Source organism: Streptomyces sp. NPDC054757 (genome assembly GCF_053612185.1).
This window is the reverse complement of sequence record NZ_JBSHBW010000025.1, coordinates 47536-63870: the sequence shown is the minus strand read 5'-3', so window position 1 is coordinate 63870 and position 16335 is coordinate 47536. Positions and strand designations below refer to the sequence as shown.

General features: G+C 70.2%; 14 protein-coding genes and 3 tRNA genes. 8 read left to right on the top strand and 9 right to left on the bottom strand.

Annotated elements, in window-relative coordinates; all coding sequences use genetic code 11:
• Nucleotides 1–125: 125 nt before the first annotated feature.
• The 3 genes from ACWGKJ_RS26235 to ACWGKJ_RS26225 all read left to right on the top strand — a co-directional run bounded on the left by ACWGKJ_RS26235 (nucleotide 126) and on the right by ACWGKJ_RS26225 (nucleotide 4726).
• Nucleotides 126–1859, top strand: a complete 1734-nt coding sequence (locus ACWGKJ_RS26235; RefSeq protein WP_453315825.1) for a hypothetical protein — start codon at nucleotides 126–128, stop codon at nucleotides 1857–1859.
• A 348-nt stretch (nucleotides 1860–2207) separates the two neighbouring features.
• Nucleotides 2208–3665, top strand: a complete 1458-nt coding sequence (locus ACWGKJ_RS26230; protein WP_385026951.1) for a N,N-dimethylformamidase beta subunit family domain-containing protein — start codon at nucleotides 2208–2210, stop codon at nucleotides 3663–3665.
• Between the two features lie 161 nt (nucleotides 3666–3826).
• Nucleotides 3827–4726 carry a phosphoribosylaminoimidazolesuccinocarboxamide synthase gene (locus tag ACWGKJ_RS26225; RefSeq protein ID WP_385026948.1) on the top strand — a complete coding sequence of 300 codons (900 nt, stop codon included), beginning with the start codon at nucleotides 3827–3829 and terminating at the stop codon, nucleotides 4724–4726.
• A gap of 111 nt (nucleotides 4727–4837) precedes the next feature.
• Here ACWGKJ_RS26225 and ACWGKJ_RS26220 read toward each other — a convergent pair.
• The 8 genes from ACWGKJ_RS26220 to ACWGKJ_RS26185 all read right to left on the bottom strand — a co-directional run bounded on the left by ACWGKJ_RS26220 (nucleotide 4838) and on the right by ACWGKJ_RS26185 (nucleotide 10668).
• Nucleotides 4838–4910, bottom strand: a tRNA-Gly gene (locus ACWGKJ_RS26220).
• A gap of 22 nt (nucleotides 4911–4932) precedes the next feature.
• Entirely contained in the window at nucleotides 4933–5541 is a 609-nt protein-coding gene (locus tag ACWGKJ_RS26215) for a response regulator (RefSeq protein WP_385024139.1), read from the bottom strand.
• A gap of 245 nt (nucleotides 5542–5786) precedes the next feature.
• Nucleotides 5787–7508: a sensor histidine kinase gene (locus ACWGKJ_RS26210; protein ID WP_385024141.1), complete on the bottom strand. Its 1722-nt coding sequence runs from the start codon at nucleotides 7506–7508 to the stop codon at nucleotides 5787–5789.
• Between the two features lie 225 nt (nucleotides 7509–7733).
• Entirely contained in the window at nucleotides 7734–8477 is a 744-nt protein-coding gene (locus tag ACWGKJ_RS26205; protein ID WP_385024213.1) for an ABC transporter permease, read from the bottom strand.
• 176 nt (nucleotides 8478–8653) lie between these two features.
• Nucleotides 8654–9562 carry an ABC transporter ATP-binding protein gene (locus ACWGKJ_RS26200; protein ID WP_385024143.1) on the bottom strand — a complete coding sequence of 303 codons (909 nt, stop codon included), beginning with the start codon at nucleotides 9560–9562 and terminating at the stop codon, nucleotides 8654–8656.
• Between the two features lie 272 nt (nucleotides 9563–9834).
• Nucleotides 9835–9907: transfer RNA gene (locus tag ACWGKJ_RS26195), tRNA-Gly, on the bottom strand.
• A gap of 86 nt (nucleotides 9908–9993) precedes the next feature.
• A tRNA-Gly gene (locus ACWGKJ_RS26190) sits at nucleotides 9994–10065 on the bottom strand.
• A gap of 285 nt (nucleotides 10066–10350) precedes the next feature.
• On the bottom strand, nucleotides 10351–10668 hold the full coding sequence (locus ACWGKJ_RS26185; RefSeq protein WP_385024145.1) for a histone-like nucleoid-structuring protein Lsr2: 318 nt from the start codon (nucleotides 10666–10668) through the stop codon (nucleotides 10351–10353).
• 340 nt (nucleotides 10669–11008) lie between these two features.
• On the opposite strand from ACWGKJ_RS26185, the gene purS reads away from it, so the two are divergent.
• The 4 genes from purS (at nucleotide 11009) to ACWGKJ_RS26165 (ending at nucleotide 14924) form a co-directional block, all read left to right on the top strand.
• Nucleotides 11009–11260 carry a phosphoribosylformylglycinamidine synthase subunit PurS gene (gene purS / locus ACWGKJ_RS26180; protein WP_385024147.1) on the top strand — a complete coding sequence of 84 codons (252 nt, stop codon included), beginning with the start codon at nucleotides 11009–11011 and terminating at the stop codon, nucleotides 11258–11260.
• On the top strand, nucleotides 11257–11937 hold the full coding sequence (gene purQ / locus ACWGKJ_RS26175; protein ID WP_385024149.1) for a phosphoribosylformylglycinamidine synthase subunit PurQ: 681 nt from the start codon (nucleotides 11257–11259) through the stop codon (nucleotides 11935–11937). The genes purS and purQ overlap by 4 nt, the downstream gene beginning before the upstream one ends.
• Nucleotides 11934–14216 (top strand): phosphoribosylformylglycinamidine synthase subunit PurL, encoded by a 2283-nt coding sequence (purL, locus tag ACWGKJ_RS26170; protein WP_385024151.1) that lies wholly within the window; start codon nucleotides 11934–11936, stop codon nucleotides 14214–14216. Before purQ ends, purL begins: the two co-directional genes overlap by 4 nt.
• A 186-nt stretch (nucleotides 14217–14402) precedes the next feature.
• The gene (locus ACWGKJ_RS26165; protein WP_385024153.1) at nucleotides 14403–14924 is read left to right on the top strand and encodes an ArsR/SmtB family transcription factor; all 522 of its coding nucleotides are present in this window, start codon (nucleotides 14403–14405) and stop codon (nucleotides 14922–14924) included.
• Between the two features lie 37 nt (nucleotides 14925–14961).
• On the opposite strand, the gene ACWGKJ_RS26160 is transcribed toward ACWGKJ_RS26165, so the two are convergent.
• Nucleotides 14962–15318 carry a DUF805 domain-containing protein gene (locus tag ACWGKJ_RS26160; RefSeq protein WP_385024155.1) on the bottom strand — a complete coding sequence of 119 codons (357 nt, stop codon included), beginning with the start codon at nucleotides 15316–15318 and terminating at the stop codon, nucleotides 14962–14964.
• 209 nt (nucleotides 15319–15527) lie between these two features.
• Between ACWGKJ_RS26160 and ACWGKJ_RS26155 the strand changes: the two genes are divergently transcribed.
• A complete protein-coding gene (locus ACWGKJ_RS26155; RefSeq protein WP_385024157.1) occupies nucleotides 15528–16319 on the top strand; it encodes a maleylpyruvate isomerase family mycothiol-dependent enzyme in 792 nt (263 codons plus the stop codon).
• The last annotated feature ends 16 nt before the right edge of the window (nucleotides 16320–16335 follow it).

Here is a 16335-nt window from a genome sequence, read left to right as displayed (position 1 = left end):
CCCCAACTAGTCTGCGGCGCAGGCGTTCCGGCACTTGGCCCACCGGCATTGCGATGTCAGTGGCGGGTGCCACAGTGGGGGAGTGAGCAAAGCCGTCGCAGGGGCAGAGGGGGTGACGTCCAGCCGTGTCCGAGAACCGTACGAGCGATGCGCGGGTTGATCCGCGTACCAAGCGGGGTGCGCAGGGCGCGCGCGCCCATGCACTGGCCGTTCTGGCGGTCCGGGGCAGGGCCTTGGCCGTGGCGTTGCTGCCGGCCGCTGTCGCGGTCGTGCTGCTGGCCGGTGGGGCCATGGGCCGTCTCAGCGGCGGAAGTTGGGATGTGGCGCGCTGGGTGGTGACGGGGTTCGCGCTGGTGGTGCTGGGCATGGCCGCCGCCGTGGGGGCCGTGATCGCCGGGGCCGGGCCCGCCGTCAGCCCGACGGTGGCGCTCACCGAGACCTCGGCGCCCGACCTGCACCGGATGGTGCGGGATCTGGCGGACCGGCTCGAAGTGCCGGTCCCGTCGGCGATAGCGCTGACCCCGGACTGCGACAGCTGGCTCGAGGACCGTTCGCACCCCGCCACCCGGTCCATATCCGGTTCCGGTTCCGGATCCGGATCCGGAACCGGCGGGCGGCTGAGCGTGTTCCGCAGAATACGGTCCCGTTCCCCGCGCGTGGCGGACGCCCCCGTGCTGGTGATCGGCTCGCCCTTCCTGTGGTGGATGCGGGTGGCCGAGCTGCGGGCCCTTCTCGCGCCGGTCATCGCCGGTACGGGCCCCTCCGCACATCCCGACATCGCGGCGTCGCGCCGGTTCGTACGGGGCCTCGATGCGGCGGTCGCCGTCTCGTCCCGGGCCGGGCTCGGCCCGGTGCGTCGTATGGCGTACGGCTTCGTCGGCTGGACCGCCAGGCTGCTGCTGCGCAGTTGCCGTGGCCATGTGGCCGAGATGGAGCGGGGGGTCGCGGCCGCCGCGTCGGACCGTGCACAGGCTGTGGATTACGCGCTGCGGATCGTCGCCCAGGAGCAGGTGGGGCTGGCCTACGCGGGCTGGGACCGGCTGCTGACCCGGGTCGCGCTGCCCGCCTGGCGGATGGGCCGCTGGCCGTCCAGGCTCGACGCCGGGGTGGTCTCGGCACTCACCGAGCTGTCGCGGAGGGACCGTCTGGCCGAGGGCTTCACCTCCCGGCTGGGCGAGCGCCCCGCCTGCGACCTCCTGGAGGAACCGGGCGCGGTCGACGCCGCCACCTCCCTCCTCGCCGCCAGGCTCTTCCACGGCGGCCCGGCCGATACCGGACCCGACTGGTCCCCGGTGGACTGGCAGCAGTACCCGGAAGAGGTCGTCGACCGTAAATGGCGTACGGAAGCGGCCAGGCTGCACCGCGTCCTCGACCGGCTGGGCGTGCGCAGCACGGCCGAAGCGGGGGCAGGCCCCGACGAGCCGGGCGATCCGACGCTGGCCCGCGTCCTGGACCACATCGCGGCCGACGACACGGAGTCGCTGGCGGCCGCCGTCACCGCCGAGGTCGCCCGCGAGGAGGCCGCGGCACCGGTCCCCGTACCGGGCGGCGGCCTGGAGGGCGAGGAGCTCTGGGACACCGGGGCGATCCCGCTCTTCCCGCTCCAGCCACCCCGCACCGGGCGCGATCTGCTCGCGGATCACGTCACCGCGATGATCTGCTGCGCAGCGGTGGACACGGCCGGAGCGGCCCCCGGCCTCGACTGGCTGGACGGCCCCGCACTGCTGGTGGGCGGCGAGCGCAGGGCGGACCTGGGCGGGCATGTGATGAGCCTGGTGGAGGACGGGGACGGGGAGCCGCTGCGGGGGTGGCTGACAGCGGTGGGGGTACGCGCGGAGAAGCCGGTACGGCTGGTCTGAGCGGAGAAGCCGGTACGGCTGGTCTGTGGCGCGACCGCCTTGCCCCGGGAGCGGAGAGCCCGGCGGGTGGCCTCGGTGTCCGACTGGTGGCCCTGTCCGGGGAACGCCGCGGCCTTCCCGGGCCGGGTGGCGGCGGTGCAGGGCGGGGCGCCCCGTTGCGGGGAAACCAAAACGGTGATGGGGCAACCGGAGCCAGAACCTCCCGGATCATTCCACGAATTCGGTACTGTCCTCGCCAATTCGCGACGAACAGTAACGGAGTGAGTGCCATATGTGATGTGCTGGTGCCGGTCGCTGACAGTCGGTGCATCACTGTTGTGCCTGAGCGGCCGAGGGAAGGGGAGCCGCATGGGGGCGGAGCAGATCCGGCGCTGGGAGTCGGGAGCCCTTGCGCACGCCGTCTCGGACCCGTTCGGGCAGGGCCCGCTGCCCTGGCTCCGCGCGAGCGAGCACTACGTCGACGACAACGGCCATGTCGTGCCTTGGTACGCGCCGGACGCGCCCCATCACCGCTCCGGCGGCCCGCGTACCGCCGACGACGTGAAGAAGCAGATCAAGGGGTTCGCCTCCAACGGCGCGGCCGCCCCGGGTGAGGCCATCGACTTCCATGTCACGGTCGACCCGCCCCAGCAGTTCTCCGTCGACATCTACCGCATCGGTCACTACGGCGGCGACGGCGCGGCGAAGATCACCACCAGCCCGCGCCTCTCCGGGATCGTCCAGCCGCCCCCGCTCACCGCCGACCGCACGGTCTCCTGCCACCACTGGTGGCTCTCCTGGCGGCTGCAGATTCCTTCGTACTGGTCGATCGGCGCCTATGTCGCGGTGCTGACCACCGTCGACGGCTACCGCTCGCACATCCCCTTCACCGTCCGGGACAGCCACCCCGCGGATCTGCTTCTCCTGCTCCCCGACGTGACCTGGCAGGCCTACAACCTCTACCCGGAGGACGGACACACCGGCGCCAGCCTGTACCACGCCTGGGACGGCATGGGCCGGCTCCTCGGTGAGGAGGACGCCGCCACCACGGTCTCCTTTGACCGGCCCTACGCGGGCGCGGGCCTGCCCCTGCACGTCGGGCACGCCTACGACTTCATCCGCTGGGCCGAGCGCTACGGATACGACCTCGCCTATGCCGACGCCCGCGATCTGCACGCCGGGCGCATCGACCCCACCCGCTACCGCGGACTGGTCTTCCCCGGCCATGACGAGTACTGGTCGGTGCCCATGCGGCGTACGACGGAGGCCGCCCGTGAACACGGCACCTCCCTCGTCTTCCTCTCGGCCAACACCATGTACTGGCAGGTCGACCTCGGCCCGTCCCCCTCCGGTGTCCCGGACCGCCTCCTCACCTGCCTCAAACGCCGCGGACCCGGGAAGCCCACACTGTGGCGCGAGATCGACCGGCCCGAACAGCAGCTCCTCGGCATCCAGTACGCGGGGCGGGTCCCCGAGCCGAGCCCGCTCGTCGTCCGCAACGCCGAGCACTGGCTCTGGGACGCGACCGGTGCGGGCGAGGGCGATGAACTCGACGGTCTGGTCGCGGGCGAGGCCGACCGCTATTTCCCGCGCACCGCGCTTCCGCAGCACGAGAGCCGGATCCTGCTCGCCCACTCGCCGTACGAGGACGGCGAGGGGATCGTGCGGCACCAGGAGACGTCCCTGTACCGGGCCCCGTCCGGCGCGCTCGTCTTCGCCTCGGGCACCTTCGCCTGGTCACCCGCGCTGGACCGCCCCGGCCATGTCGATACGCGCATCCAGCGGGCGACAGCCAACCTGCTCGACCGTATCTGCAAGCGCGACTGATCCGTCGCGCGATCCGCCGTGGAGGTCCCGCCGTGCCGCCCGCCACGAACAGTGCCGGGCGGCATGCCGACCCCCGGCCGACCCTGGAGGGGCCCGCACGCGGCGCATACGGGAGAATCGACTCCGACCCCACCGCTTGGACAGAACCACGGGGAGGAACCGTGTCCGGATTCGTAGAAAAGCCCGAGCCGCTTCAGGTGCCGGGCCTGGTACACCTGCACACCGGCAAGGTGCGCGATCTGTACCAGAACGAGGCGGGCGACCTCGTGATGGTCGCCAGCGACCGTTTGTCCGCGTACGACTGGGTGCTGCCCACCGAGATCCCCGACAAGGGCCGGGTGCTCACCCAGCTGTCGCTCTGGTGGTTCGACAAGCTCGCCGATCTCGTGCCGCACCATGTCATCTCCACCGACCTGCCGGCCGGCGCCCCCGCCGGCTGGGAGGGCCGCACCCTGGTCTGCAAGTCGCTGCGGATGGTCCCGGTGGAGTGTGTGGCCCGTGGCTATCTGACCGGGTCCGGGCTGCTGGAGTACCAGGCGCACCGCACGGTCTGCGGTCTCGCGCTTCCGGAGGGACTGACCGACGGATCCGAACTCCCCGCGCCGATCTTCACGCCGGCCACCAAGGCGGCCGTCGGTGACCACGACGAGAACGTGAGTTACGAGGAAGTCGCCCACCGGACCGGCGCGGAGACCGCCGCCGATCTGCGGCGCGCGACCCTCGATGTGTACGAGCGGGCCCAGGGCATCGCGCGCGAGCGGGGCATCATCCTCGCCGACACGAAGTTCGAGTTCGGTTACGACGGCGACCAACTCGTCATCGCCGACGAGGTGCTGACCCCGGACTCGTCCCGCTTCTGGCCCGCGGCCGACTGGGAGCCGGGCCACGCACAGCCCTCGTACGACAAGCAGTTCGTGCGCGACTGGCTCACCTCGGACGCATCCGGCTGGGACCGGAAGGGAGAACTGCCGCCGCCCGCCCTCCCGCAGGAGATCGTGGACGCGACCCGCGCGAAGTATGTGGAGGCCTACGAACTGCTGACCGGCACTCCCTGGTCGTAGCCGGAAGGGTTCCCGTTCGGATCGCGGCCCTCCGCGCGGCGGCGCGGAGGGCCGCGCATGAAGAAGCCCCCGGTCGGAATTCCGACCGGGGGCTTCTCTGTCCTGCTGCTGAGCGGACGACCAGGTTCGAACTGGCGACCTCAACCTTGGCAAGGTTGCGCTCTACCAACTGAGCTACGTCCGCATGCGCCGTAGCGCTGGCACCACTATACCCAACCTCGCTCCCGTGCGAGACGCACCGCGGTATGACGGTTCTCCGCTCCCAGCTTGGACGCCGCCGACGACAGATAGTTGCGCACCGTTCCCTGCGAGAGTGAGGCACGCTCGGCGATCTCTGCGATCGGTGCGCCGTCCGCTGCCAGTTCCAGTACCTCCACCTCGCGGGCCGTGAGGGGTGAGTCTCCCGCGGAGATCGCGTCAGCGGCCAACTCCGGGTCCACATAACGCCCTCCGGCCCGCACCGTCCGGATGATCTCCGCCAGCCGCTGCGCGGAAACGGTCTTCGGAACGAACCCCTTCACCCCGGCGGAGAGCGCCCTCTTGAGATGGCCGGGCCGCCCATGGCTGGTGACGATCATGCAGCGGCACTCGGGGAGTGCCCTCCGCAGGGATGTGGCCACGCTCACACCATCGGTGCCGGGCATCTGCAGGTCGAGCACCGCCACATCCGGCCGGTGCGCCCGTGCCATGGCGAGCGCTTCGGGGCCGGAAGCGGCTTCGGCCACGACCACAAGATCGTCCTCCAGCCCGAGCAACGCCGCGAGCGCTCCCCGGATGAGGTGCTCGTCGTCCGCGAGAAGCACCCGTATGGGCACGGAGGCCGGCGCTACGGGCGGCGATGTCGGGCTGTGCGCCGGTACGGATGGCGGCGGCGGGCTGTGCGTCGGTACGGGTGGCGACGTCGGGTCCTGCGTCGGTACGGGTGGGGTCCCTGGTGCGGACGCGGGCGGCGGGGCCGGTGTCGGTAGGGGTGTGGGTCCCGGCCCCGTTGCGTGCGGAGGGCCGACTGCCAGTACGGGTGCGGGTGTGGCTTGGGGCACGGGGGCCGATGAGGGGTGCGTCATGCGGTTGCCTCCCCGGTTGTCTCTCCGGCGGAGGCCGAGGCGGAGATGGGACCCGGATCGGTGGCGCGCGTGGTGGAGGTGGCCATGTGGGTGGGCATCTGCACGGGGGTGGCCGTGGGCGCGGGTAGGGAAGCGGTGGACATCGGGGTGGCGGCGGCCGTGGTGGCGGGGAGGGGAGTGGTGGTGGGCATTGGCGTGGTGGCGGGCAGGTCGGCGGTGGTTGGTGGGGTGGCGGACGAGCGGCGGGTGGCGGGCGTCTGTGGGGTGGCGGACGAGCGGTGCGTAGCGGGCGTCTGTGGAGTGGCGGGCGCCGGTGGGGTGGCAGACGGGTGGCCTGTCGTGGGCGTCGGAACGGGGGCGGTGGGGGGCGCCGCGGTTGCCGTCGTGGCCGCGGGCGCGGCCGCAGCAGTGGGCAGGGGCGTGGGGCTCGGCATGGTGGAGCTGGGCACGGGTGGGCTGGTGTCGGTCGGCTGTGGATTCGGCTCAGGGCGGTCCGGGCCGCCGGCCAGTGGGACCTCCGCGGCGAGCCGGAATCGGCCGCCGGGGGCCGGGCCGGCCGCCAGCGTCCCGTCCACAGCGGTCAGCCTCTCGCGCAGCCCGGCGAGCCCGGTGCCCGGCGTGGAACCGCTGCCGCTGCCTCCCGCCGCCGCTCCGTCGTTCTCGACCGTCAGGGTCGCTGCCGACGCCGACCTAGACACCGTGATGTCGCACCGCCGTGCATCTCCGTGGCGCAGCACATTGGTGGCAGCCTCCCGGACGACCCAGCCGAGTGCCGACTGCACATCCACGGGGAGTCCGCCCGGCGGCCCGGTGACGGTGCACTCGATGCCGGCCGCCTGCAACACGCCCTGGGCCCCGACCAGTTCCGTGGCGAGGTCCGCTCCGCGGTACCCCCGGACCACCTGGCGTACCTCCCGTTGCGCTTCGTGGGCCATGCGCTGGACCTCGGACATCTGGTCCACCGCCTCCGGCCGCCCCCGCCGGGCCAGTTGCACCGCCAGCTCGCTCTTGAGCGCCATCACGGCGAGATTGCGACCCATCACATCGTGCAGGTCCCGGCCGAACCGCAGGCGCTCCTCCGCGACCGCGAGCCGTGCCTCCACATCCTTGGTCTCGTGCAATTTCCACATCACGCCCAGATGCCAGGCCGAGCAACGGATGGCGGCGGCGACCCAGAAGGGGCCGCCCACCATGCAGGCCAGACAGGCAGCGAAGAGCGGCCGGTCGCCGCCGAGCAGGAGGACCGGTCCGCACACCATGGCCGCGGCGCCCAACTGCACCAGGACCGAAATCCGCTTCCGGACGATCAGACAGTGCGCCATCGTGAACGGAACCACGGTGGTACACAACTGCATCGGCAACCCGGGGACATTCCGTAGCCCCGCTTCCGAGGCGAGGGCCAGAACGGCTGTCAGGTCCGTCACCATCAGAGCCGCGCCCCAGGCCACCAGCCGCCGGGAGAGCCTGGACCAGCCCAGGTATTCGGCCAGGCCTCCGGAGACCAGCGAGGTGCAGAACACCCCCTGGGCGACCGCGAGAAGGCAGGACGCGGCGATCAGCGCGGCGGGCGCATCGGAGTGCCGGACCGGGCGCGTCACGCTGTACATCACCTGGAGAGTGGCGGCCAGCCACAGCAGCGCGTATATCGTCGCGCGCGAGTAGAGGTCGGCCTGCGCGAACGCGCCCCGCTTCCGCAACCCCCGTAGCCACTGCCTCACGTACCGCCTCTTCCCTCCGGCTCTCCGGCCGCACCCTGCACACCCCCTGCTGGGGTCTACCCGTCTTGGACTGCGCCGCCCGGTCTCCTCTCAGGCGCCGTCATCTCAGGCATCGTCCACCTCGGCGATCCCCGGACCACGCCACCTTGTCCCCGGATCCGCTGAGCCCCCGGATCCGCTGGTCCCCCGGCTCCCTTTCCCCGACACCCCCCCCGCCGGTCCGGGTCAGCGCCGGGGCTCCCAGCGGAACCACCGGCGTACAGCAAACACCGAGAGGACCGTCCAGGCCACCGCCGTCAGTACATGCCCCAGTGCTTCGTACGCGGACATCGATCCGGTCCAGGCGCCACGGACCAGCTCCACCACCGGGGTCAGCGGCAGCAGTTCGCACACCGATGCCAACCGGTCGGGGAATATCTCCAGCGGGACGAATACGCCCGACCCCTCCATCGACACCAGCATCAACGGGATGACCGTCAGCTGGGCGGCCTCGGCGGACTTGGTGACCCCCGCCGTCGCCGCGCCCAACGCGGTGAGCATCACGACGCCCAGGGCGACGCCCACGAGGAGCAGTTGGGGTGCGGGCGGCAGGCCCATGTCGAAGACCACTCCACAGCCCGCCGACAGGACCGCGCACTGCACCAGCGCGATGACTGCGGAGGGCAGGGACGCCCCGGCGAGTATCTCCGTGTCCCGCGCTTCTCCCGTGCGCAGCCGCTTGAGCACCAGCTGCTCACGGCGGACCACCAGCACCCCCACCACACCGTTGTACAGAGCGAAGAGCAGACCGAACCCGATGCCTCCGGGCAGCAGCACGGCCCCCGCCGTCAGCCCGGCCCTGTCCAGGGTCTTCTGGTCGATCGTCGACGAGATCACGAAAGTCATCGAGATGGGCAGCACCAGCATGGTGAAGAGCGACGCCTTGCTACGTCCCAGCAGGGTCAGTTCGGCACGGGCGAGCGCGAGCATCCGCCCCGTGCCGAGCGTCCCTACCCGCTCGCAGCCCGCCGACCCGGTGCCGGCCCCGGGACCGGCACCGGTCCCGGCCCCTCCCGTACGGGCGTCTGCTGTACGTCCCTCCGCTGCCTGTTCCTCTGCTGTCCGTCCCTCCACTGTCCGTCCCTCCACGCGTGCCCCCGTCGTGCTCACCGGGTGACCTCCTGCTTCTGTGCGATACCGAGAAACGCCTCTTCCAGCGAGGCCGACCGGACATCGAGCCCCCGCAGCTCGATCTCCTTGTCCCTGGCCCACAGGAGGAGTTCGGTCGCGGATCGCTGCAGTTCGTCGGTCCGCAGCTGTATGTTCCCGCCCGTGCGGACATACGTCCCCAGCGCCGGCAGGTCGCCGATCGCGACCCCTTCGGGCAGCGAGAAGGAGATGTGTGAGGGCTGGGCGGCCACCACCTCGTCCACCCGGCCCTCGGCCGCTATCCGCCCCTCGTGCAGGATCGCCAGCCGGTCGGCCAGCACCTCGGCCTCCTCCAGATAGTGCGTGGTCAGCAGGACCGTCGTACCGCCGTCGCGCAGCTCCCGCACCAACTCCCAGGTCTCTCTGCGCCCTTCGGCGTCCAGACCGGTCGTCGGCTCGTCGAGGAAGAGCACCTCGGGGCGCCCCAGAAGCGCCATCGCCAGGTCCAGCCGCCGCTTCTCGCCGCCGGACAGCTGCTTCACCCGTATGGCGGACCGCCCGCCGAGCCCCACCATCTCTATGGCTTCACCCACCGGCCGCGCCCTGCTGGTGCAGCCGGCCCACATCCGGACCGTCTCGGCCACGGTCAGCTCGGGGGAGAAGCCGCCCTCCTGGAGCATGACGCCGGTCCTCGGCCGGATGGCGGCGCGCTCACGGTACGGATCGTGCCCGAGCACGCGCACGCGGCCTCCGCTCGGTGGCGCCAGCCCCTCCAGGAGCTCCACTGTGGAGGTCTTTCCGGCGCCGTTCGTCCCCAGCAGGGCGAAGAGCTCCCCCGCGGCCACGGAGAAGGAGACACCGGCCACCGCCTCATAGCCGCCGGCATAGCTGCGCCGCAGGTCTGCGACCTCAATCACATCTGTCATGTGTCCAGGCTGCCCCCGGCCCGGCCCCCCGCCCGATGACATATGTCATCAGAACGGAGCGACCCGTCATCGGAGCGGATCGCCGGGAGACTCCCAGCCACGAGCCACGAGCCACGAGCCGTGAGTCGGGAGTCAATGAGCCAAGACGAGCCCGACCTCGTGAGGAGCGTGAGGAGATCGATTCCGCGGGGAAGCCCGGCCACACAGAGGAGACCGAAAACCAAGAAGTCCCCGATCGAATTCCGACCGGGGACTTCTCTTTCCTGCTGCTGAGCGGACGACCAGGTTCGAACTGGCGACCTCAACCTTGGCAAGGTTGCGCTCTACCAACTGAGCTACGTCCGCAGATTGCAGCCGACCGGCTTTTACCGGGCGGTGCGAACACCACTCTACCCGACAGTCCGAGTGGACCGGTCCGGAGAGTGATGCAGAGCGGGTGACAGGAATTGCACACTGCGCCTTCCCCCTGGAAGGGGGATGTTCTACTACTGAACTACACCCGCACGCTGCTTCGAACGGGGCCTTTCGGCCTCGCCCTTCGGCGTGCTCCAGACTCTAGCTGACCAGCAGGGGTGGAATGCAAGTCGGGCGCTCCGAGAGGGAGTCCGAGCACTCCGAGGGGCGGGGCCGGGCACTCCGGCACGGGGGCCGGGCATCCCCGGGAAGGGGGGCGCGAGCACCCGCCGGAAGGGGGCCCGGTCAGCCGAGAGCCGAGCACCCCGAGAAGAGTCCGCGTACTCCGGGAGCCTGAGGGAGCCGGTCACGGCCGCCGGCCGGACCGGGGCCGGTCAGCCGGCCGCGTTGAACGCCTCGTAGACCTTCTTCGGGATGCGCCCCCTGGCCGGTACCTCCATCTTGTTGGACCGGGCCCAGGCGCGTACGGCCGCCGGGTCGGGGGCCACCGAGGTGTGCCGGTAGGTCCTGCCCGACTTCGACTGCTTCCTGGCCACCTCCAGGAACGGGGCCAGTGACTTGCGCAGTTTCTTTGCATTGGCGGTATTGAGGTCGATCTCGTACGACTTCCCGTCGAGACCGAAGGCGACCGTTTCCGCCGCTTCTCCGCCGTCGATGTCGTCGGAGAGCGTGACCACTACTCGCTGAGCCACGGACTTCGGTCCTTTCCTTCGACATCCCCCGCGCCCGCACGTTGTCACGCGGATGCGCCACTGTGCTGACGTGCTGTGATGTCGGCCTTACGGCTGATTTTGAGTTACGCCAATTCCTTTGTACAGCGGAAGGCGTCGCATTGTGAAGCCCACCCAATTACATGCGCGTGTCCGAGTGCAATCCGCGAGGTGGATTTTTTCGAGGATTTTCCCCCGGTGTTGTGCCTGTTGCCGGTGCCGATATCTGAACGTGATCGGGCCGCTACGATATCTACCCGCGTAGATTCTCTGGGCAGGTAGTGTGATGGGACCGCCTTCGCACCACACACCGGGAGTGCCAGTGGCACGCGTCGTAGTCGACGTCATGCTCAAGCCGGAGATCCTCGACCCGCAGGGACAGGCGGTGCAGCGTGCACTGCCCCGTCTCGGCTTCGATGGAATCGCCGACGTCCGTCAGGGAAAGCGTTTCGAGCTGGAGGTCGATGGGCCGGTTGATGACGCCGCCCTCGCCCGTATCAACGAGCTCGCCGAAACGTTCCTCGCCAACACCGTCATCGAGGACTTCACCGTGAAGGTGGAGGCAGAGAAGTGACAGCTCGTATCGGAGTCGTCACTTTTCCGGGCACGCTCGACGACCGGGACGCGCTCCGCGCCGTACGGCTCGCAGGCGCCGAGCCCGTTTCGCTCTGGCACCGTGACAAGGGCATCCAGCAGGTCGACGCGGTCGTCCTCGCGGGTGGATTCTCGTACGGCGACTATTTGCGGGCCGGTGCCATCTCCCGCTTCTCGCCGGTGATGGGGACGATCATCGAGCAGGCGAAGGCCGGTCTTCCGGTCCTGGGTATCTGCAACGGTTTCCAGATCCTGACCGAGTCGCATTTGCTGCCGGGCGCGATGCTCCGGAACAACCATCTCCACTTCATCTGCCGCGACCAGAAGCTGCGCGTCGAGAACGCGGAGACCGCCTGGACCGCCGACTACACCGCAGGCCAGGAGATCTCCGTACCGCTCAAGAACATCGACGGCCGTTACGTGGCCGACGAGCGGGTGCTCGACGAGCTGGAGGCCGAGGGGCGGGTCGCTTTCCGCTATCTCGACGGCAACCCGAACGGTTCGCTCCGTGACATCGCGGGCGTCACCAACGCCGCGGGCAATGTGGTCGGTCTGATGCCGCACCCCGAGCACGCCGTGGAACCGCTGATCGGTACCGGGCGCACCGACGGCATCGGATTCTTCTCCTCGATTCTGAAGAAGCTGGTCAACGCATGACGACTGAACGAAACGAGAGCGCCGCCAAGGGCCGACTCGACACCGTCAAGCAGGCCGCCGCGACCCCCGAGGCCGACCAGCCCTGGAAGGAACTCGGCCTCAAGGAGGACGAGTACGCGCGGATCCGCGAGATCCTCGGCCGCCGTCCCACCGGCGCCGAGCTGGCCATGTACTCCGTGATGTGGTCCGAGCACTGCTCGTACAAGAGCAGCAAGGTGCACCTCAAACAGTTCGGCGAGAAGGTCCCGGTCAACGACGCGATGCTCGTCGGCATCGGGGAGAACGCCGGTGTCGTGGACGTCGGACAGGGCTACGCGGTCACCTTCAAGGTCGAGTCGCACAACCACCCCTCGTACATCGAGCCCTACCAGGGCGCGGCGACCGGCGTCGGCGGCATCGTCCGCGACATCCTCGCCATGGGGGCCCGTCCGGTCGCCGTGGTCGACCCGCTGCGGTTCGGCGCGGCCGACCACCCCGACACTCGGCGGGTACTGCCGGGCGTGGTGGCCGGGATCGGCGGTTACGGCAACTGCCTCGGCCTGCCGAACATCGGCGGCGAGGTCGTCTTCGACCCCTGCTACCAGGGGAACCCGCTGGTCAACGCCGGCTGTATCGGTGTGATGAAGCACGAGGACATCCACCTCGCGAAGGCTTCGGGCACCGGCAACAAGGTCATCCTGTACGGCGCCCGCACCGGCGGCGACGGTATCGGCGGCGTCTCGGTCCTGGCGTCCGAGACGTTCGAGTCGACCGGTCCCGCGAAGCGTCCGGCCGTCCAGGTCGGTGACCCGTTCCAGGAGAAACTCCTCATCGAGTGCACCCTGGAGATCTTCAAGGAGAAGCTGGTCGCGGGCATCCAGGACCTCGGCGGCGCCGGGCTCTCCTGCGCCACGTCCGAGCTGGCGAGCGCCGGTTCCGGCGGGATGCGCGTCGAGCTGGACAGCGTCCCGCTGCGCGACTCCTCGCTCTCGCCCGAGGAGATCCTCATGAGCGAGTCGCAGGAGCGCATGTGCGCGATCGTCGAGCCGCAGCACGTCGAGCGGTTCATGGAGATCTGCGAGAAGTGGGATGTCATCGCCACCGACATCGGTGAGGTGACCGAGGGCTCGCAGCTGGAGATCTTCTGGCACGGCGAGCAGATCGTGGATGTGCCGCCGCGTTCGGTCGCCCATGAGGGACCCACGTACCACCGGCCCTTCGCCCGGCCGGACTGGCAGGACGCCCTCCAGGCGGACGACGCCAACAAGCTTCCCCGGCCCGGCACTCCGGCCGAGCTGCGGGAGCAGGTCCTGAAGCTCGTCGGGTCGCCGAACCAGGCGTCGAAGGCGTGGATCACCGACCAGTACGACCGTTTCGTGCAGGGCAACACGGTGCTCGCGATGCCCGAGGACGCGGGTGTGGTCCGGATCGACGAGGAGTCGAATCTGGGCGTGACGATGGCGACCGACGGAAACGGCCGGTTCGCGAAGCTGAACCCGTACGCGGGTGCGCAGCTGGCGCTGGCCGAGGCGTACCGCAACGTCGCGGCCACGGGCGCGAAGCCGCTCGCCATCTCGGACTGCCTGAACTTCGGCTCGCCCGAGGACCCGGCCGTCATGTGGCAGTTCGCGGAGGCCACCCGCGGGCTCGCGGACGGCTGTCTGGAGCTGGGGACCCCGGTCACCGGCGGCAATGTGTCGCTCTACAACCAGACGGGCGATGCGGCGATCCATCCGACGCCGGTCGTCGCGGTGCTCGGTGTGATCGACGACGTCAACCGGCGTACGCCGATGGCGTTCGCAGAGGAGGGCCAGCTGCTCTACCTCCTCGGCGACACCCGTGAGGAACTGGGCGGTTCGGCCTGGTCCCAGGTGGTCCACGACCATCTCGGCGGGGTGCCGCCCCGGGTGGACCTGGGGCGCGAGAAGCTGCTCGCTGAGATCCTGATCTCGGCGTCGCGCGACGGCATGATCGACGCCGCGCACGACCTGTCCGACGGCGGTCTGGTCCAGGCGGTCACCGAGTCCTGCCTGCGCGGCGGGAAGGGCGCGCGGCTGATCGTCCCCGACGGTCTCTCCGCCTTCACCTTCCTGTTCTCGGAGTCGGCGGGCCGCGCGGTCGTCTCGATCCCGCGCAGCGAGGAGCTCCGCTTCAACGACATGTGCGGGGCGCGGGGGCTGCCCGTCACCCGTATCGGTGTGGTGGACGGTGAGGAGATCGAGGTGCAGGGCGAGTTCAGCATCGCCCTGAGCGAGCTGAGGAGCGCTCACGAGGCCACGCTGCCGGCGCTGTTCGCCTGATCCCTTGCGGCGCAGAGTGACTGAGGCTCGCGGCGTCGCTCGCCCGAGCCGGGTGGTGTGACTGCGCGCTCGCGCAACAGGTCGGCCCCCAGGACCCGTTGTGGTCCTGGGGGCCGGTGCCGTCTGCGTCTCCGCCCCTCTGCCTCCACCCTTGCACCGGATTACGTACTTACGTAATTTTGACGTATGGAGCTTGGGGAACGGGTCGACGCGCTCGAACGGCGCCTCGACGCAATCGAGTCGGCGGGCGATGACGCCAACTCGCCACTGGACGGGGACTTCTGGGCCCTCGACGGACTGAAGCAACTGCTCGCCGGTGCCGGGGCCGCCGATGAGGGAGCAGGGGCGCCCGGAGGGGCCGTGCTCTTCACCGGTGCGGTCCAGCTGCCCACGGGCGAGCAGTACGAATGGCAGTACGGGGAGCCCACGGCGGACGTCCTGGAGGGCGACTGGCCCGCGGCGGCGGATTCGTTCGCCGCGCTCGGCCATACCGTTCGGCTCCGGCTGCTCCGCGAAATCCTGGACGGCCGACGGACTGCCTTGGCGCTGGCGGAGCTCGACGGGCTCGGCACCACGGGGCAGATCTACCACCACCTGCGTCAACTGAGCACCGCCGGCTGGCTGAGGACGTCCGGACGTGGCCGGTACGAGGTGCCCCCCGAGCGAATTGTTCCGTTGCTGGTGATGATGTCGGCCGCCCGGCCGTGAGGGCGCGGGCGGCCGTGCCGGATTCCGTCCGGCCTGATCAGTAGCCCGCGACGGCCTTCGGGTCGGCTCCGTGCGAGTTGCTCTGCCGCTGGCCCTCGATGACGAGGAAGATGAGCAGCACGATCCAGCCCACGAACGGGACGAGCAGGATGAAGATCCAGCCGCCCGACCTGCCGGTGTCGTGGAGGCGGCGTACGGTCACGGCGAGTGTCGGCAGCAGGACGGCGAGGCTGTAGATGCCGCTGAGCCAGGTGTTGTGCAGCAGAACCTCGGAGATGATCGCCAGCACGACGCTGATGATGATGCTGAACAGCGAGAACATCCAGTACTCCTTGCGGCGCGCGCGCCCGCTGAAGCCCACGTAGTTCTTGATCACATCGAGATACCAGTTCACTTCGGTCCCCCCAAAGTCGTACGGCGCGGCCCCCCGCGGTCGGGGGGCCGGACGGCAGAACTTATGTGGCTTGAAGTGGACGGGTCAAGGTATATCCGGCCCGAACTCCCTTACCGGCCACGCCGGTTCTGTACGTCCCGCGCCTGCGCGTACCCCGTTCCGGAACCTTCAGCCCCGCGTTGTCGGACCCGCCCTCTAGGCTCACTGTCATGCCGCCGTCCCAGAAGCGCGCCCGCCGCTACGACTTCGTCACCACCCGCACCGCCGTGCTGGCCCAGTTCGAGCAGGTGAGGAGCGCCGTGGGCGCGCTCACACCTGCCCAGCTCGCCCTGCCCACCCGGCTCGGCGACTGGACGGTGCGCGAGCTCGCCGCGCATCTCTCCATGGCTGTCGAGAGTGTCAGCCGCACGCTCGACGAGGAGGCGCCTGCCGCGCAGGAACTGACCCTGCTGGAGTGGCCGTTCGCGACAGCCCCCGTCGCGGACCGGATCTCCGAAGACGTCAGGGCCATCGCTGCCGCCTCGGCCCCGGCGGAGCTGCTCGACCGTACGGCGGCCCGGATCGCCGAGCGGCTGCCCGGAGCGGACGGTGAGCGGCTGCTCGCCACCCGGGTCGGTGCCATGCGGCTCTGCGACTATCTGGTCTCGCGCTGTGTGGAACTGGTCGTCCACACCGACGATCTGAACGAGGCCGCCGGGCTGGAGATCCCGTACGACCGTCAGGCCCTGGCCGCCTGCACCCGGCTCCTCGCGGACGCCCTCGCCGTCAAGGCCCCCGGCGCGTCGACGGAGGTGCGGATCCCGCCGTACGCCGTCGTGCAGTGCGTCGAGGGCCCCCGGCACACCCGCGGCACCCCGCCCAACGTGGTGGAGACCGACCCGCTCAGCTGGATCCGTCTGGCCACCGGGCGTACGGAGTGGGGGACGGCGGTCGACAGCGCGAAGGTCGCGGCGAGCGGCGAGCGTGCCGATCTCTCGGCGCTGCTTCCGGTCATGAGCTGAGCGGGCGGGCGGAGAC